The following is a 21,197-nucleotide window of genomic DNA, read 5'->3' as shown; positions in this document are numbered from 1 at the left end:
GATGTCAGTCCCAGTGCCGGTATGTCGGGGTTATTCGTTGGCTGTGATGCCAACGTCGGTTCTTGATTGTCAAATAAACGGTCAAGTAAAACGGTCGGCACGGTATTGGGCAGCGGGTGGACTTGTGCCGTCTGGGTGAGCACCACCACGGGGGCGGCATCTTCCAGCATATAGCTCAACCGTTCGGGCGGGTAGGACGGGTCAAGCGGGACATAAGCCCCCCCCGCCTTGAGGATGCCAAGCAAGCCCACGATGGTGTCCAGACTGCGTTCAGCACAAATCGCCACCCGATCATCAGGCCGCACCCCCAGCGCAATCAGGTAATGGGCTAACTGATTGGCCCGGCGATTAAGCTCGCCATAGCTGAGGGTTTGCTCCTCAAAGACGACAGCAAGGCTATCGGGATGCTGGGCAACCTGTGCCTCAAACAGTTGGTGGATCAACGCCTCCTGCGGGTAATCCACTTGAGTGGCATTGAAATCCACCAGCAGTTGTTGCCGCTCTGCCGCCGGTAAGATGGGGATATCCCGGATCGCTTGTTGCGGATTGTGAGTCAGGGCATCGATCAAGCCGCTGATGGCTGTCGCCAGATAGGTGTTGATGCGTTCCGGTGCAATGTCGCTGACAGTCAGAGCCGTTAATTGGAAACGGTCTCCTGAGTCATCGACTGACAAGGTGATGGGGTAGTTAGTACGCTCTTCGGCGGCCAGCACACGTATACCGGTCCAGGAGGCATCAACCGCCTCCGTTTCTTCCCCTTCCGTTTCATTCGAAGCGCTGTGCCGATAATTGAACAAGGTGCTGAACAGTGGCAGGGGTTGCTCTACTCCACTGCACCGTTGTGCCAGCACTAACGGGGCCTGTTCATGTTCCAGCAAAGTGGTCAGGTTGTGATAGGTCTCCTGCACGATTTCCTGTACCGCGCGCCCATCCAGAGAGATGCGCAGGGGCAGCGTGTTAATAAACATGCCCAGTATTTGATCCGCCCCCGCGCCGCCTTGCAAACGGCCCAGTAGCACGGAGCCAAACACCACATCATCGCGGCCGCTGGTGAGTGCCAGTACCTGTGCCCAGGCCACATGGAACAGGACACTTGGGCTGACACCGAAACGACGCGCCTGAGTGCGGATGGCTTTGGCCAGATCAGGTGCGATAGGGAGATGGGCTTTAGTGACAAGGCTGTTGTCAGTTTGTACATTAAGTAACCCAAATGGCGCGGTGGGTTCGTCAATGTCCGCTAATTGGGCGCGGAAATAGGCTTCATGCTCGGCGGTTGATGTATTCAGGGTTTGAGCGATAAAGTTGCGGTAGGGCAATACCGCAGGCAGCCTCTCCGTTTTTGCCTGCAAGATGAGCGCCATTTCTGTAAAAATCAGCTCCAGTGTCAGATGGTCACTGACCAGATGATGGAAGCGCAGCGCCAGCAACCATTCATCTTGTGCCGGATCATAGGCGATATCGGTGGCAAAGAGGGGAGCACGGTTCAGATTGATTCGGTGCTGACGCGGATCAGTGTGAGCCAGTAACTGCGCCGGAATATCGTCTGTTATGGCCGGCGTGAATTCATGGACAGTCAGCGTTGCCTGACGCCAGACCACCTGCACCGGCTGTGTCAGTCCCTGCCAATAAATGGCGGTGCGCAGAATATCATGGCGATTGATAACCTGTTGCAAGGCATTCAGGAAGCTATCGAGACGATCACGGGTATCGAAAGCGAGTAAGCTTTGTTGCAGATAATTATCCCCCTGGGTCTGTAACAGATGATGGAACAGGATACCTTCCTGCAACGGGGCCAGTGAATAGATATCCTGTACATGACTTGCACCGCCCGGGATCTGCTCAACCAGGGTATCAATCTCAGTCTGAGAGAGAGAAGCTAAAGGCAGCATATCGGGCGTGATAGCCGTACAATCTTCGGGGATACGGTTAGGGGGCACGACAAAGGTACAGACTTCACGTTGGATAGCCTGAGCCATATCAATGAGAACCGGCGCAACAAATACGCTGCGAACATCAAGTTGCCAACCCAGATTGTGCAGATCTTCGATCAGACTGACAATCAACAGTGAATGGCCGCCGAGTTCAAAGAAATGGTCATGGCGACTGACCTGTTTGAGTCTCAGGCGTTTTTGCCAAATCTGCGCCAGGGCGATTTCTGTCTCACCGACGGGGGCTTGGTAGCTGCGCGTGACCACCGCCGATAAATCGGGGGCAGGCAGGGCCTGACGGTCGAGTTTGCCGTTAGGGGTGAGCGGGAAAGTCTCTAAAGTGACAAAGGCGCTGGGCAGCATATAGTCAGCGAGGTGTTGGGCGAGTTGCTGGCGCAGTTCAGCCGGCACCGGTTCAATTCCCGCCACCGGCCGCAGATAGGCCACCAGCCGTTTCTGTCCCGGCTCATCTTCGCGGGCCAGTACTATCGCCTCCTGTACCCCGTCACATTGACTGAGTCGGGTCTCGATTTCCCCCAGTTCAATACGGAAGCCCCGCAGTTTGACCTGAAAATCATTGCGACCCAGGTAGTCGATATTGCCATCGGGCAGCCAGCGGCCGAGGTCGCCGGTTTTATACATCCGGGCGTCTGGCTGCGAAGAGAACGGATCGGGCAGGAAGCGTTCAGCGGTGAGTTCAGGGCGGTTCAGGTAACCACGGGCGACACCCACTCCGCCAATATAAATTTCCCCCGCCACACCAAGAGGAACGGGTTGACCTTGTGGATCCAGAATATAAATTTGCGTATTCGCAATAGGCCGGCCTATCGGTGGCACTCTTTCATCCCGGGTATCACAGGGGGTGAGCGTTGCACAAACAGTGGCTTCCGTTGGCCCGTAAGCATTGATGATGATCCGTTGGTCTGTTGCCCAACGTTTGATCAACGACGATGAGCAGGCTTCACCGGCCAGCACCAGAATGGTCAGGTCGGGTAATTCAGCATCCGGTGTTAAGGCGCTGGCGGCAACGGGCGGTAGGGTTACATGAGTGATCGCCTGCGTTTTCAAGGTATTAATCAGAGCTTCGCCGGGTAATAGCGCTTCACGGGGGGCCAGGACAAGGCTGGCCCCTTGGCACAGCGTAGTGGCAATTTCAGAGATGCAGGCATCAAAGCTGAAAGAAGCAAATTGCAATAGGCGGGTGTTAGCTGTGATATGGAATGCTTCAATCTGTGCCTGAGTGAGATTATATAGGCCACGATGCTCAACCATCACCCCTTTGGGCTGACCCGTGGAACCAGAGGTGTAGATCACATAGGCCAGATGGTGTGACGTTAACCCCAGTGCATAAGCATCGGGATTATGTATTGCGCAGGTATCAAGATCCACGGTGTCCAGCAGTACGGTAGGTTGGTCGCTGCTCAGTGTTTCAACTAACGATTCTTGGGTAAGTAATGCCACCGGGGCGGCATCATCCAGCATATAGGCCAGCCGTTCGGCCGGATAAGCCGGATCGAGCGGCACATAGGCGGCACCTGCTTTGAGGATAGCCAGTAATCCTACCACCAGTTCCAGACTGCGTTCGACACAGAGGGCGACCCGATCATCAGGCCGCACCCCCAGCGCAATCAGGTAATGGGCTACCTGATTGGCGCGGCGGTTTAATTCACCATAGCTCAGTGTCTGGTCTTCATAGACGACCGCCATGCTATCGGGATGCTGCGCAGCCTGTGCTTCAAACCGTTGGTGGATCAACGCGTCCTGCGGGAAATCGGCTTGAGTGGTATTGAAGTCCACCAGCAGTTGTTGCCGCTCTGAGGCGGGTAACATCGGCAAAGTGGCAATCCGCTGGGTTTCATCCGCCACCATAGCGGCCAACACATTGTTGAAATAACCCGCTATTCGCTCAACGGTAGCGGTATCGAATAGAGCAGTGACATATTCCAGTTCACCGACCAAACCCGCCTCGGTTTCGGCCAATGACAAAGTTAAATCAAAGTGGGCACCGGGATACGTTTGCTCAATAGGTGAACATTGAATATTGGGAAATGCCAGCGCCTGTGCGGGAGTATTATCTAAAGCCAGCATCACCTGAAAAATTGGGCTGTAACTGAGATTGCGTTCGGGCTGGAGCGCTTCTACCACCTGCTCAAAGGGTAAATCCTGATGGGCATAAGCGGCCAGTGCCCGCTCCCGAACCCGGGCCAGCAGATCGGCCACACTGAGATCATCATTGAAGGTAATGCGTAAAGCCAGCGTGTTAACAAAGAAACCGATTAACCCTTCCAGTTCATGATGCGGGCGGTTAGCCACCGGCGTACCGATAACGATATCCTCCTGCCCGCTAAGCCGGGCCAGTACGAGACTCCAGGCACTGAGCACCGTCATAAACAAGGTGGTGTGATGGCGCAGTCCCAGCTTTTTCAGTGAGTCCAATAAGCCGGCATCAATGTGCACCGGGACGCGGTTGCCAACAAAGGATTGTACTGCCGGGCGCGGCCGGTCGGTCGGGAGCGTCAGTAAGGCCGGTGCTCCGGTAAGCTGAGTGCACCAGAAATCACGTTGGGCCGTAAGTGCGTCCTCCTGTAACCAGTGACGCTGCCAGACGGCATAGTCGGCATACTGAATGGGCAGTGGCGGTAAAGGCGTATCTTGACCATCAAGGGTGGCGCGATAAAGAACAGTGAGTTCATGTAGCATTACCCCCGTGGACCAGCCATCCGAGATAATATGGTGTAGTGTCAATAATAAGACATGCTCTTCGTCTGCCAGTTGCAGCAAGTGGCCGCGGAGCAGCGGGCCTTGAGTCAAGTCAAAAGGCGTTTGTGCTTCGAGTGCCGTTAATTCCACAATACGGTGGCGATGTGTCTCAGATGGTAATGAGCGCAGATCCTGATAAGACAGAGCAAAGCCAATATCAGCCGACTCAATGTGCTGGCAAGGTTGATCGGAAACCAGCACAAAGCGGGTACGCAAGCTTTCATGGCGGGCAACCAGATGGTCAAGAGCGCGGGTTAAGGCAGGGCGATGAAGCTGACCCGTCAGGCGCAATGCCACAGGGATATGATAGGCCAGGCTGGCCGCCGGATCGAGTTGAGCGAGGAACCATAAACGCTGTTGGGCGAAGGAGAGGGGCAACGGCTGGTTGCGGTCAGTCACCGGGATCACTATCTGAGCTATTGTCGAAGCACCTGTGAGCGTCTGTGCCAGATGCATCAAAACCGGTTGGTCAAAGAGTTTCTGTAGTGACAAATCCCGTGCCAACTTTTGATGTACATGTGCGACGAGTTGGACAGCCAGCAGGGAATGGCCCCCGAGTTCAAAGAAATTATCGTGACGACCCACCTGTTCTAAGCCGAGCAAGTCTTGCCAAATCTGGGCTAAGGCGATTTCTATTTCGCCTACGGGGGCGGCATATTCCTGAACCACCACGGACGATATATCTGGCGCAGGCAAGGCCCGCCGATCCAGCTTGCCGTTAGGCGTGAGCGGGAAGGCGTCCAGCGTAATAAAGGCGCTGGGCAACATATAGTCAGCGAGGTGCCGGGTCAGTTGCTGGCGCAGTTTGGCGGGCATCAATTCAACCCCTTCCTGTGGCAGCAGGTAGGCGACCAGTCGTTTTTCACCGGGTTCGTCTTCGCGGGCAATGACCACCGCCTCACGTACGCCGTCACATTGGCTGAGTCGGGTTTCGATTTCCCCCAGTTCAATGCGGAAACCCCGCAGCTTGACCTGAAAATCATTGCGGCCGAGGTAGTCGATATTGCCATCGGGCCGCCAGCGACCGAGGTCACCGGTTTTGTACATCCGCGCATCGGATTCTGACGAGAACGGATCGGACAGGAAGCGTTCAGCGGTCAGTTCAGGCCGATTCAGGTAACCACGAGCCACACCCGTCCCGGCAATATAAATTTCCCCCGTCACACCACAAGGAACGGGTTGACCCTGTGCATCCAGAATATAAATTCGGGTATTGGCGATCGGGCGGCCAATCGGGGGCGGATTATCCTCCGCGAAGGAAGTACAGGAATAGAGTGTGGCACAGACTGTGATCTCCGTCGGCCCATACGCATTGATCATCTGCCGGCCTGATGACCAGCGTTTGACTAAGGTTGGTGGACAGGACTCGCCCCCCACCAACAGGGTTTGCACGGTATCGGGCAGGGAATCCATCGCGGCTAACGCGGTCGGTGACAAGAGAACATGGCTGATGGCCTGATCGGCTAAGTAGCCGGACAGTGTGGTTCCGGGCAAGAGATTAGCCCGTTTGGCCAGATAGAGGCAACCGCCTGCCATTAAGGCCATGCAACATTCCCAGATACTGGCATCGAAGCTGTTTGAGGCGAACTGTAAGACGCGGCTGTTGCTGGTGAGTGCCAGAGCATGTTGCTGGGTGGTGATTAAATTGCACAGGTTCTGATGTTCAATCATCACGCCTTTCGGTTGCCCTGTTGAACCAGAAGTATAAATGACATAGGCCAGATGGCGGGATGCCAATCCCAGTGCTTGGGAGGCTGGGTTATCAGCGGGTTGTGTTGCCAGAGACGGTTCGTGGTTATCCAGTAAGACCGTTGGCAAGGTGTCAAATTGAGCGAGCCACTCTGATTGGGCCAGTTCCGATTGAGTCAGTAAAGCCACGGGGGTAGCATCTTCCAGCATATAGCTCAACCGTTCGGGCGGGTAGGACGGATCAAGCGGGACATAAGCCCCCCCCGCCTTGAGGATAGCCAGTAAACCGACCACCATCTCCGGGCTGCGTTCAACACAAATGGCGACCCGGTCATCAGGCCGCACCCCCAGCGCAATCAGATAATGGGCCAACTGATTAGCGTGGTGGTTTAATTCACCATAGCTCAGTGTCTGGTCTTCATAGACGACAGCAAGGGTATCGGGATGCCGGGCGGCCTGTGCCTCAAACAGTTGGTGGATCAACATGTCTTGCGGGAAGTCGGCCTGAGTGGCATTGAAATCGGTCAGCAGCTGTTGCCGCTCTGTTGCCGGTAAGATGGGGATAGCCCGGATCGCTTGTTGAGGGTGGTGAACCAGGGCATCGATCAAACCGCTGATGGCCGTCGCCAGATAGGCGTTGATGCGTTCGGGCGCAATGTCGGTGACGGTCAGAGTAGTGAGCAGGAAGTCATCCCCTAAATCGTCGACTGATAAGGAGATAGGATAGTTAGTGCGCTCCTCTGCGGTCAAAATACGGATGCCCGCCCAGAGGGTATCAAGCGCCCCGGTTTCCCCTATTTCCGTTCCATTCGACGCGCTGTGACGATAATTCAGCAAGCTACTGAACAGCGGCATGGGTTGCTCTACACCACTACACCGTTGTGCCAGCACTAACGGGGCTTGTTCATGCTCCAGTAACGTGGTCAGGTTGTGATAGGTCTCCTGCACGATATCTTGTACCGTGTGTCCGCTCAGGGAGATCCGCAGGGGCAGCGTGTTAATAAACATGCCCAGTATTTGATTAGCCCCCGCGCCACCTTGCAGACGTCCCGATAGCACAGAGCCAAAGATGACGTCATCGCGCCCGCTGGTGTGTGCCAGCACCTGTGCCCAGGCGACATGGAACAGGACACTCGGACTGACCCCTAAACGACGCGCCTGAGTGCGGATGGCTTTGGCCAGATTAGGGGCGACAGGGAGACGGGACTCAGTCACGCAGTCGTTGTCTGGGTGTACTTTGAGCACCCCAAAGGGAACCGTGGGTTCATCAATATCCGCCAGTCGGCTACGGAAATAGGCTTCATGTTCTGCCACGGGGACACTTAATGTTTGGGCAATAAAGTTGCGATAAGGCAGTACCGCTGGCAGTCTCTCCGTCCTGTCTTGCAGGATCAGCGCGATTTCCGCCAGAATCAGCTCCAGTGTCATATGATCACTGACCAGATGATGGAAGCGCAGCGCCAGCAACCATTCATCTTGTGCCGGATCATAGGCGATATCGGTGGCAAAGAGGGGGGCCTGATTTAAATTGATACGATGCTGGCGTGGATCGGTATGATGCCTGAGTTGAGTGACAACGTCACCCGTTGGAGCCGGGTTGAAAATGTTAACCGTCAGCAGTGCCTGACGCCAGACCACTTGCACCGGTTGTGTCAGTGCCTGCCAGCAAATGGCGGTGCGCAGGATATCATGGCGGTTGATAACCTGTTGCAGTGCCGCTAAAAAGGCATCGAGGTGTTCACGGGTATCGAACGCGAGCAGGCTTTGCAGCAGATAATTATCCCCCTGTGCCTGTAACAGGTGATGGAACAGGATACCTTCCTGTAATGGAGCGAGCGGATAGATATCCTGCACATTGGTGACGCCGCCCGGCACAGTGGTGGCGATGGCATCAATTTCAGTTTGGGACAGGGCAACCAAAGGCAGCATATCGGGCGTAATATTGGGGCAATCTTCGGGAATACGGTTGGGGGGCACGACAAAAGTGCTGCCCTCACGCCGTATTGCCCGGGCCATATCAATGAGAACCGGCGCGACAAACACGCTGCGCACCTCGAGCTGCCAGCCCAGATTGCGCAGCTCTTCGATCAGACTGACAATCATCAGCGAATGACCGCCAAGCTCAAAGAAGTGGTCATGGCGGCTGACCTGTTTCAACTTCAGGAGTTTTTGCCAGATTTGAGCCAGGGCGATTTCTGTCTCACCGATGGGGGCCTCATAGCTGCGCGTGACTACTGCGGATAAATCAGGTGCAGGCAGAGCCTGACGGTTGAGTTTACCGTTAGGGGTGAGCGGGAAAGTGTCCAATGTCACAAAAGCGCTGGGTAACATATATTCGGCAAGGTGCAGGGCGAGTTGCTGGCGCAGTTCAGCCGGCACCAGCTCAACGCCCTCCCGTGGCCGCAGATAGGCGACCAACCGTTTCTGTCCCGGCTCATCTTCGCGTGCCAGTACCACAGCCTCACGCACCCCGTCACATTGGCTGAGTCGGGCTTCGATTTCTCCCAGCTCGATGCGGAATCCCCGCAACTTGACCTGAAAATCATTGCGGCCGAGGTATTCAATCGACCCATCGGGTAGCCAGCGTCCCAAGTCACCGGTCTTGTACAGGCGGGCCGCCGTGTCTGGGAAGAACGGATCGGTCAGGAAGCGATCGGCCGTCAGTTCAGGCCGGTTCAGGTAGCCGCGCGCGACTCCGTCACCGGCGATATAGATTTCTCCCGCCACACCGAGTGGTGCCGGTTGGCCGTGGGTATCGAGGATATAAATCCGCAGATCCGCCAAGGGCTGACCAATCAGACTGCCCCGCCCTGAGTGGATATCGGCTTCGGTGAGTTCACGGTAGGTAGCATGAACGGTGATTTCGGTGATGCCGTACATATTGACCAGACGGGTTTGCGCCGTCGGGTTGCGTTCTACCCACGGCGCGAGGGTATGTAATTCCAGGGCTTCGCCGCCAAAAATGATGCACCGCAGGGAATGCGCAGTCGCATCCTGGGCGGCAATCAGAGGACGGAAAGCACTGGGGGTCTGGTTTAGGATCGTGACGTGTTCATGGCACAGGAGTGAATAGAACCGGTGCGGTGAACGGGCATTTTCTGCTGAGATAATGACCAGTCGGCCACCGTAAGCCAGCGCCCCCCACAATTCCCAGACGGAGAAATCGAAAGCAAACGAGTGGAAGAGCGTCCAGACATCCTGATCATCAAACTGGAAACGGGCTTGCGTGGCGGCTAACAGGCGGGTGACATTGGCGTGTTCGACCATCACCCCTTTCGGCTGACCGGTCGAACCTGACGTGTAAATCACGTAGGCCAGATGACGGGATGTCAGGCCCCGCGCGTGTACATCGGGATTATCCGTCGGCCGGGCTGCCAGGCTCGGTTCCGGGCTATCCAGCAAGACCGCAGGTAAGGGACTGTTCAGTTTGTCACATAATGGGGTTTGGGTCAGTAAAGCCACCGGATCGGCATCTTCCAGCATATAGGCCAGCCGTTCGGCAGGGTAGGCCGGATCAAGCGGTACATAGGCGGCTCCTGCCTTGAGGATAGCCAGTAAGCCCACCACCATCTCTGGACAGCGTTCAACACAAATGGCAATCCGATCATCGGGTTGGACGCCCAGCGCAATCAGATGATGAGCCAACTGGTTAGCGCGGTGGTTTAATTCACCATAACTCAGTGTCTGGTCTTCATAGACGACTGCAATGCTAGCGGGATGCCGGGCGGCCTGTGCCTCAAACAGTTGGTGGATCAACGCCTCTTGCGGGAAATCCACTTGAGTGGCATTAAAATCCACCAGCAGCTGTTGCCGCTCCGATACCGTCAGCATGGGCAGGGCGGTAATCAGTTGGGTTTCATCGGCTACCATTGCAGTCAGCACATTCGTTAAATAACCGACCATGCGCTCAATGGTTGTGGCGTCGAATAAATCCACGGTATAAGCCAGTTCACCGACCAGACCGTCTTCGGTTTCGGTCAGGGAGAAGGTTAAATCAAAGTGCGCACTATGGTGTTCCTGCTCAACGAGTGAGAGTTGCAGATCAGGTAACGCGGCCGTTTGGAGTGATAAGTGCTGTGGCGTGTTGTTTAAGGCCAGCATCACCTGGAAGATTGGGCTGTAACCCAGACTGCGTTCAGGCTGGAGGAGTTCCACCACCTGTTCAAAGGGCAGATCCTGATGGGCGTAGGCCGCGAAAGCGTGTTCCCGCACTTGGGCGAACAAGTCAGCGACACGGGTGGTGTCATCCAGCGTGATACGTAAAGCCAGCGTATTGACGAAGAACCCGATTAATCCTTCCAGTTCATGATGCGGGCGGTTAGCTACCGGTGTACCGATAACCATATCCTCCTGACCACTGAGCCGGGCGAGGACGATGCTCCAGGCACTGAGTATCGTCATAAATAAGGTAGCGTGATGGCGCTGTCCCAGTTCTTTAAGCGAAGCCAGTAAGGCTGCATCAATGTGGACTGGGATCTGGCTGCCCGCATAAGTTTGTACTGCGGGACGGGGCCGGTCGGTGGGTAATGTCAGTAGGGCCGGTGCGCCGGCCAGCCGGTTGCGCCAGAAATCACGTTGTTCAGCAATAACGGCGTCTTGTAACCATGTTCGCTGCCAGACGGTATAGTCGGCATACTGAATGGGTAATGGCGGTAAAGGCGTCTCTTGCCCGTCAAGGATGGCGCGGTAAAGGGTACTGAGTTCATGCAGCAGTACACCGATGGACCAGCCATCCGAGATAATATGATGTTGGGTAAGCAGCAGGAGATGCTCATCATCGGTCAGTTGCAGCAGGTGACCCCGCAGCAACGGACCTTGGGCCAGGTCAAATGGCGTCTGCTCGTCAAGTGCTGTGACTTCGGTAATACGGTTGTTACGGGCGTCTGGCGTTAATGCCCGCAGATCCTGGTAAGACAGGGCAAAGCCGATATCGGCCGGATCGATATATTGACAAGGCTGGCCGGAAATCAGCACAAAACGGGTACGCAAGCTTTCATGGCGGGCGACCAGATGGTCAAGCGCGCGGGTCAGGGCCGGGCGATGAAGCTGACCGGTCAGGCGCAACGCCATCGGGATATGATAGGCCAGGCTGGCCGCCGGATCGAGCTGAGCGAGGAACCATAAACGCTGTTGAGCAAAGGACAGGGGCAACGGCTGGTTGCGGTCAGCCACGGGGATGTCTACCAGAGAGGTGGTTGTCGTATCCGTCAGCGCGTGGGCCAGATCGCTCAAAAGTGGCTGGTCAAAAAGTTGCTGTAATGGCAACTCGCGGGCCAGTTGTTGACGAATGCGGGCCGCCAACTGGACAGCCAGCAGGGAATGGCCCCCGAGTTCGAAGAAGTTATCATGACGACCCACCTGTTCTAAGCCGAGCAGGTCTTGCCAAATCTCGGCCAGCGTGATTTCGATTTCGCCTACGGGAGCGGCATATTTCTGAGCCACCACGGCCGATACCTCCGGCGCAGGCAAAGCCCGACGATCCAGCTTGCCGTTAGGCGTGAGCGGGAAGGCGTCCAGCGTGACAAAGGCGCTGGGCAGCATATAGTCAGCGAGATGCTGAACAAGTTGGCGGCGCAGTTCTGCCGGCACCAGTTCAATCCCTTCCTGTGGCAGCAGGTAAGCGACCAGCCGTTTTTCGCCGGGTTCGTCTTCGCGGGCCAGCACCACCGCCTCACGTACGCCGTCACATTGGCTGAGCCGGGCTTCGATTTCCCCCAGTTCGATCCGGAAACCGCGCAACTTGACCTGAAAGTCATTGCGCCCGAGGTAGTCGATATTGCCATCGGGCAGCCAGCGGCCGAGGTCGCCGGTTTTATACATCCGCGCATCGGGTTTCGAAGAGAACGGATCGGGCAGGAAGCGTTCAGCGGTGAGTTCAGGCCGGTTCAGGTAGCCACGGGCCACACCGTCACCGGCGATATGGATTTCACCGGCAACGCCGCAAGGAACGGGCTGCCCCTGTGCGTCCAGAATATAAATCCGGGTATTAGCGATTGGGTGGCCGATAGGGATTTTGCCGTCAACTTCCTGACCTGCCATAGCCGGGATTTCATAGGCGGTGGCAAACGTGGTGGTCTCCGTTGGCCCATACACATGCAGTAAATGTTTGGGAGGGGATTCGGTGCTGAGGCGAATGGCCGGACGAGTATCCGCCTGCTCGCCGCCAAAAAGAACATACCGTAAACCGGATAAGGAGGATCCAATCAGGTTTGCATACTGGTTAAACAGGGCCGTGGTCAGGAAGAGGGCACTGACCCCTTCCGATGACAGGCACTGACCAAAAAGGGTGGGGTGTAACAGAGTCTTTTCCGGGATGAGCAGAATGCGCGCACCATGAACCAGACCAGCCCACACTTCCCAGGTGGCGGCATCAAATGAGACATTGGCGCAATGGGCAATACAATCGTCAGGTCCCATATCGGCAAAGCCATTATTGATGATCAGGCTAACGACATTACGATGTTCAACCATCACCCCTTTGGGCTGGCCGGTCGAGCCAGAGGTATAGATGACATACGCCAGATGATGTGAGGTCAGCCCCAGGGCTTGGGCGTCAGGGTTATTTTCCGCGTGATTGTCGAAAACAGGGGCATCAAGTAGCACGACAGGCAGGTGGGTGCCGGTCTTGTCAATGAGTGACGTCTGGGTCAGTAATACTACCGGTGCCGCATCGTCCAGCATATAAGCCAGTCGTTCGGGTGGATAAGCCGGGTCGAGTGGTACATAAGCAGCACCCGTCTTGAGGATACCCAATAATCCCACCACCATCTCCGGGCTGCGTTCAACACAAATGGCGACCCGGTCATCGGGTTGTACGCCCAGTGCCAGCAGATGGTGCGCCAATTGATTGGCGCGGCGGTTTAATTCACCATAGCTCAGTGTCTGGTCTTCATAGACGACAGCAATGTTAGCGGGATGCTGGGCAACCTGTGCTTCAAACAGTTGGTGGATCAACGCCTCTTGCGGGAAATCGGCCTGAGTAGCATTGAAATCCACCAGCAGTTGTTGCCGCTCTGCCGCCGGTAAGACGGGAATAGCCCGGATTGTTTGTTGCGGATTGTGAATCAGGGCATCGATCAAACCGCTGATGGCCGTCGTCAGATAGGTATTGATGCGTTCGGGCGCAATGTCGGTGACAGTCAGGGCCGTCAGCTGGAAATCGTCTCCAAAGTCATCCACAGACAGGGTAATGGGATAATTGGTCTGTTCCTCAGCCACCACCAGGCGCATTTCTGTCCATATGGTATCAATGGACTTATCCTTTTCAGCCTGACTATGGCGATAATTGAGCAGGGTACTGAACAGCGGTAGCGGTGGGGTCACGCGACTGCCCCGTTGTGCCAGTGCCAATGGGGCTTGCTCATGCTCCAGCAAGGTACTTAAATTGTGATAGGTCTCCTGCACGATTTCCTGTACCGTGCGCCCATCCAGAGAAAGACGCAGGGGGAGCGTATTGATAAACATCCCCAATATGCGATCAGCCCCTGCCCCACCTTGCAAACGGCCCAGTAGCACAGAGCCAAACACCACATCATCGCGGCCGCTGGTTCGGGCCAGTACCTGTGCCCAGGCCACATGGAACAAGACACTCGGGCTGACACCGAAACGGCGCGCCTGAGTGCGGATTGCCTGTGCCAACGTGGGGTCAAGCAGAAGGCTATTTTCGTGGATAGCACTATTATCGGCGGGGACGCTGAGTATCCCAAAGGGGGCGGTGGGTTCATCAATATCCGCCAGTCGGCTACGGAAATAGGTTTCATGCTCTGCCACGGGCACACTTAATGTCTGGGCAATAAAATTGCGGTAGGGCAGCATGGGGGGCAATGTTTTGGCATTGCCCTGTCGTATCTGGGCAATCTCGGCGAAAATCAGATCTGAGGTCATATGGTCATTGACCAGATGATGGAAGCGCAGCACCAGCAACCACTCATTTTGGGCGGGATCATGAGCGATATCAGCGGCAAAGAGGGGCGCCCGATTCAAATTAATACGATGCTGACCCGGATCAGTGTGAGCCAGTAACTGCGCCGGAATATCGTCCGTCTGGGCAGGGGTGAATTCACAGACAGTCAACGATGCCTGACGCCAGACCACCTGCACCGGTTGCGCCAGTCCTTGCCAATAAACCGCTGTGCGCAGGATGTCATGACGATCAATAACTTGCTGTAATGCAGCCAGAAAGGCATCAAGATGTTCGCGGGTGTCACAGGCAAATACGATCCGTGATAAATAGGCATCACCTTGTGTCTGTAACAGATGATGGAACAGGATGCCTTCCTGCAACGGGGCCAGTGGATAGATATCCTGTACATTACTTACCCCGCCGGAAACGGTATCAATGATGGCATCAATTTCGGATTGGGACAGCGAAACCAGTGGCAGCATATCGGCGGTAATGGCCGCACAGTTCTCAGGAATAAGGTTGGGAGGCACTATAAAGGTATGGGTATCACGCTGGATAGCCTGGGCCATATCGGTCAGAATGGGGGCGGCGAATACACTGCGGGCATGGAGTTGCCAGCCCAGATTGCGTAACTCTTCGATCAGGCTGATAATCATCAGCGAATGGCCACCGAGTTCGAAGAAATGGTCATGGCGACTGACTTGTCTCAGGTTCAATAATTTTTGCCAAGTCTGCGCCAGCGCGGTTTCTGTCTCACCGATGGGGGCTTCATAGTTGCGGGCCACGACCGCCGATAAATCGGGGGTCGGCAGGGCCTGACGGTCGAGTTTGCCGTTTGGCGTGAGAGGGAGGGCGTCCAGCGTGACAAAGGCACTGGGCAACATATAATCAGCGAGGTGCTGGGCCAGTTGCTGGCGCAGTGCAGCGGGCACCAGTTCAACCCCTTCCTGTGGCAGCAGGTAAGCGGCCAGCCGTTTCTGCCCGGGTTCATCTTCGCGGGCAATGACCACCGCCTCACGTACGCCGTCACATTGGCTGAGGCGGGCTTCGATTTCCCCCAGTTCAATGCGGAAGCCACGCAATTTAACCTGAAAGTCATTGCGGCCAAGATAGTCGATATTGCCATCGGGCCGCCAGCGACCGAGATCACCGGTTTTGTACATCCGCGCATCGGGTTCTGACGAGAACGGATCAGGCAGGAAACGCTCGGCGGTCAGTTCAGGCCGATTCAGGTAACCGCGAGCCACACCCGCCCCGGCAATATAAATTTCCCCCGTTACACCGCGAGGAACGAGCTGACCCTGTGCATCCAGAATATAAATCCGGGTATTGGCGATCGGGCGGCCGATCGGGGGCGGATTATCGGCTGAACTATCTTCTGCGGAGGAAGTACAGGAATAGCGTGTGGCCCAGACCGTGATCTCCGTCGGCCCATAGGCATTGATCATCTGCCGGCCTTGTGCCCAGCGTCTGACCAGGGACGGTGGACACGCTTCGCCCGCCACCAGCAAGATTTGCAGGGTATCGGGCAGGGAATTCATGGCGGCCAACGCGGTGGGTGACAAGATAAGGTGGCTGATGGCCTGATCGGCTAAGTAGCCGGACAGTATGGCACCGGGCAACAGGCTGGCTCGTTGGGCGAGATAGAGACGCCCCCCCGTCATTAAGGCCATGCAATATTCCAAAATACTGGCATCGAAACTGTTGGAGGCGAATTGTAAGACACGACTGTCGGCGGTGAGTGCCAGGACATGTTGCTGGGTGGCTATCAAGTTGCACAGGCCATGATGTTCGATCATTACCCCTTTGGGTTGACCGGTCGAACCGGACGTATAAATGACATAGGCCAGATGGCGGTGCGTCAATCCCAGGGCTTGAGGCGCTGGGTTATCAGGGGGTTGTGTTGCCAGAGACGGTTCGTGGTTATCCAGTAAGACCGTTGGCAAGGTGTCAAATTGAGCGAGCCACTCTGACCGGGCCAGTGTAGTTTGGGTCAGTAAAGCCACCGGAACGGCATCTTCCAGCATATAGGCCAGTCGTTCGGCCGGATAGGACGGATCAAGCGGGACATAAGCCCCGCCGGCTTTAAGGACAGCCAGTAAGCCGACCACCATCTCCAGACTGCGTTCGGCACAGAGGGCGACCCGATCATCCGGACGTACCCCCAGCGCAATCAGGTAATGGGCCAGCTGGTTAGCGCGGTGGTTTAATTCACCATAGCTCAGTGTCTGGTCTTCATAGACGACAGCAAGGCTATCGGGATGCTGAGCGGCCTGCGCCTCAAACAGTTGGTGGATCAACATGTCTTGCGGGAAATCGGCCTGAGTGGTATTGAAATCCACCAGCAGTTGTTGCTGTTCTGAGACGGGTAGCATCGGCAAAGTGGCAATCCGCTGGGTTTCATCTGCTACCATGGCGGTCAGCACATTATTGAAATAACCGGCTATCCGCTCAACGGTGGTGGTGTCGAATAAATCGGTGGCATATTCCAGTTCACCGACCAGACCGGTCTCGGTTTCGCTCAGTGACAAGGTCAAATCAAAATGCGCACTGGTGTGCATTTGCTCAATGGGCGTGGATTGGACATCAGGAAATGCCAGTGTCTGGGCGGGGGTATTATCTAAAGCCAGCATCACCTGAAAGATTGGGCTGTAACTGAGATTGCGTTCGGGCTGGAGTGCTTCTACCACCTGTTCAAAGGGTAAATCTTGATGGGCATAAGCGGCCAGTGCCCGCTCCCGAACCTGGGCTAACAAATCGGCCACACTGAGATCATCATTGAAGGTAATACGTAAAGCCAGTGTGTTAACAAAGAAACCGACTAACTCTTCCAGTTCATGATGGGGACGGTTAGCGACAGGGGTGCCGATAACAATATCATCCTGCCCGCTAAGTCGGGCCAGTACCAGACTCCAGGCACTGAGCACCGTCATAAACAAGGTGGTGTGATGGCACAATCCCAGGTTTTTCAGTGAGTCCAATAAATCGGCATCAATGTGCACAGGGACGCGGCTGCCAACAAAGGATTGTACAGCCGGGCGCGGTCGGTCAGTCGGGAGCGTCAGTAAGGCCGGTGCCCCGGTAAGCTGGGTGCACCAGAAATCACGTTGTGCTGTGAGTGCAGCCTTTTCCTCTTGCAGCCAGTGGCGCTGCCAGACGGCATAGTCGGCATACTGAATCGGCAGAGGCGGTAAAGGCGTATCTTGACCATCAAGGATGGCGCGGTAAAAAACACTGAGTTCATGCATCAGCACACCGACGGACCAGCCATCAGTAATAATATGATGCTGAGTGAGCAGCAAGACATGCTCTTCGTCTGTCAGTTGCAGTAAGTGAGCACGCAGTAGCGGACCCTGGGTAAAGTCAAAAGGCGTCTGCGCGTCAAGTGCCGTGACTTCGGTAATACGGTTGTTACGGGCGTCTGGCGTTAATGCACGCAGATCCTGGTAGGGCAGGGCAAAACGGATATCAGCCGAATCGATGTGCTGGCAAGGCTGGCCGGAAACCAGTACAAAGCGGGTACGCAAACTTTCATGACGGGCGACCAGATGGTCGAATGCACGGTTCAGGGCAGGGCGGTTAAGCTGTCCTGTCAGGCGCAATGCCACAGGAATATGATAAGCCAGGCTGGCCGCCGGGTCGAGTTGCCCCAGGAACCACAGTCTTTGTTGAGCAAAGGACAGGGGTAACGACTGGCTGCGGTCAGCGACAGGGATCACTATCTGAGCCATTGTGGAAGCACTGGTGAGCGTTTGGGCCAAATGCATCAAAACCGGTTGCTCAAAGAGTTGCTGTAATGGCAATTCCCGCGCTAATCGCTGGCGGACTCTTGCTACCAGTTGGGTAGCAAGCAGGGAATGCCCCCCGAGTTCGAAGAAATGATCGTGACGACCTACTTGTTCCAAACCTAACAACGCTTGCCAAATTTGGGCCAGGGTGATTTCTATTTCGCCCACGGGGGCGGCATAATCTCTCACTACCACGGCCGATAAATCGGGGGCAGGCAAGGCTTTGTTGTCTAGCTTGCCATTAGGAGTCAACGGGAAGGACTCCAGCGTGACAAACGCACTGGGCAACATATATTCAGCGAGGTGTCGGGCAAGTTGCTGGCGCAGTGCAGCGGGCACCAATTCAACCCCTTCCTGTGGCAGCAGGTAAGCGACCAGCCGTTTCTGCCCGGGTTCATCTTCGCGGGCCAGCACCACCGCTTCGCGCACGCCGTGACATTGGCTGAGGCGGGCTTCGATTTCCCCCAATTCAATGCGGAAGCCACGTAGTTTAACCTGAAAATCATTGCGCCCGAGGTAGTCGATATTGCCATCGGGCCGCCAGCGGCCGAGGTCGCCGGTCTTGTACATCCGCGCATTGGGGGTGGAAGAGAACGGGTCAGCGAGGAAACGTTCGGCGGTCAGCTCAGGGCGATTCAGGTAACCGCGGGCCACGCCGACACCCGCAATATAAATTTCTCCCGCCACACCGCGAGGAACAAGCTGGCCGTGTGCATCCAGAATATAAATCCGGGTATTGGCGATCGGGCGGCCAATCGGGGGCGGATTATCCTCTGCGAAGGAAGTACAGGGATAGAGTGTGGCACAGACCGTGATCTCCGTCGGCCCATACGCATTGATCATCTGCCGGCCTGGTGACCAGCGTTTGACTAAGGTTGATGGACAGGACTCTCCCCCCACCAACAGGGTTTGCACGGTATCGGGCAGGGAATCCATCGCGGCTAACGCGGTCGGTGACAAGAGAACATGGCTGATGGCCTGATCGGCTAAGTAGCCGGACAGTGTGGCGCCGGGCAATAAATGGGTTCGTTTGGCCAGATAGAGACGAGCGCCTGCCATTAAAGCCATGCTACATTCCCAGATACTGGCATCGAAGCTGTTGGAGGCGAACTGTAAGACGCGACTGTCGGCAGTGAGTGTCAGAGCATGTTGCTGGGTGGTTACCAGGTTGCACAGGCTATGATGTTCGACCATTACCCCTTTCGGTTGACCGGTCGAACCGGAAGTATAAATGACATAGGCCAGATGGCGGGATGTCAACCCTAAGGCTTGAGGCGCTGGGTTATCAGCAGGTTGTGTTGCCAGAGACGGTTCGTGGTTATCCAGCAAGACCGTTGGCAAAGCGTTAAACTGAGCGAGCCACTCTGACCGGGCCAGTGCAGTTTGGGTCAGTAAAGCCACCGGGGCGGCATCTTCCAGCATATAGACCCGTCGTTCGGCGGGGTAAGTGGGATCAAGCGGCACATAAGCCCCGCCAGCTTTGAGGATAGCCAGAAAGCCGACTATCATCTCCAGACTGCGTTCGACGCAGATAGCGACCCGATCATCCGGCCGCACGCCCAGCTCAATCAGGTAATGGGCTAGTTGGTTGGCGCTGCGGTTAAGCTCGTCATAGCTCAGGGACTGCCCGGCAAACACGACGGCTGTTGCATTGGGTGTTTTTGCCGTTTGTGCTTCGAACAATTGATGGATCAGGGTCTCTTGTGGGAAGTCCATCTGTGTGGCATTGAAATCCACCCGTAATTGTTGCTGCTCTGTGAGTGGTAATAGGGGTAAGCATCGGATCGGGGTTTCAGGAGACGTCAGGGCAGCGTCTATCAACACCATGAGGCGGGACTGGAGTGCTGTCGCTTCAGCACGACTCAGGTAATTGGGCGAAAAATTAAACTCAAGGGTGACCGGTTTCTGGGCATCCTCACTGTCAGCAAAGGCATATTGATGGACAGCGATAACAAGAGGAAACGATGCACCACGTTGTATTTTGGCGTATTTGAGTGTGGCGTCGGGGATATCGGCGTTCACTTCTGTTCGCTCAAATGACAGCATGATATCGAATAACCGGGTGCGTCCGGTCTGCTGCTGGATTTGTGTGAGCCGATTGATTTCTGCGAGGGGAAGACGCTGATGTTTGTAGCAACGCCGCAATTCTGTTGCAGTTTTGCCCATCACATCAAGGAAAGTATCATGGGGCGAAACGGTGATACCAACCGGAATCACCGATGAAAACATCCCCACCGTGCGTTTTTGTTTGCTGTTTTTACGGTTATCTACGGGAATACCAATAACAATATCTTCATCTTCGGTACGGTTTGTCAGCGAGTAAGCAGTACGTGAAAAATAGCAAGCCAGCGCGGCATACATAAAATGCAGAACAGACAATCCATGTGCAGCGACAGTCTCTTCGAGTCGCTGGAAGAGCGTTTTATCCAGTGGCCAAATTAAAGGTTCGGTATGTTCGTTATCTGTTGTTTTCCCTGAATTTGATGGCTGAATTAAAGCAGGTGGTAAGTTTTTATAGCGCTCTGACCAGAATTGCTGGTCTTGTCGATAGCGCTGTGAGTTTAAATAGGCATGATCTTCATTAATCAAGTCGAGATAAGAGGGAGCCGCTTTTGTCGATTTCTTTCCTTTGCTTAACCGAGTATATGTATTGGCTATCTCTTCGGAAATAAGTCTTAAAGTCGTCGTATCGCCAATAAGATGATGACAGCAAAACTGGCAGTACCAACGGTTATCACTTACTCGTAACAGTGCAAAACGCCATAATTCATTGTACAAATCAAACGGACGTATGAAGGCAGTACGGATATAGTGTTCTGCTTGTTCTTCAGCGTCAGCATAACCTGAGAAATCGTGGATTGTTACGGATACAGGCAAGGCGTCGGTGAGCGCTTGCTGTGGTAATTCCTGAGTTTTAACGAGTCGTAAACGCAATGCATCATGACGATGAACAACGGTCTCAACAGCGCGAACTAACAGCGCATCATCCAACTTTCCCTCAACAAGGATCACGGAACCTAAGTTATAGCAGGTGCTATAAGGACGGAGGATCTGGTCGAGCCAGACGACTTGCTGGGGAGAGCTGAGTGGGAATTTAATATTATTGTTACTATTGCGTGGCATAGGCAT

At 55.2% G+C, this 21,197-nt stretch carries 1 protein-coding gene (running past one end of the window); it reads right to left on the bottom strand.

Going from position 1 to position 21,197, the window contains the following annotated elements; translation table 11 throughout:
- Positions 1 to 21,197 carry the 5' portion of a non-ribosomal peptide synthase/polyketide synthase gene (locus tag AAY47_RS04350; protein WP_053014206.1) on the bottom strand. Its footprint begins 1,447 nt before the window's first position, so only the first 21,197 of its 22,644 coding nucleotides appear in the window; it begins with the start codon at positions 21,195 to 21,197; its stop codon lies off the left edge, out of view.

The organism is Xenorhabdus griffiniae, assembly GCF_001028135.1.
GTDB classification, from domain to species: Bacteria; Pseudomonadota; Gammaproteobacteria; order Enterobacterales; family Enterobacteriaceae; genus Xenorhabdus; species Xenorhabdus bakwenae.
The sequence above is the reverse complement of the archived record's forward strand: the minus strand, read 5'-3'. Positions and strand labels throughout refer to the sequence as shown.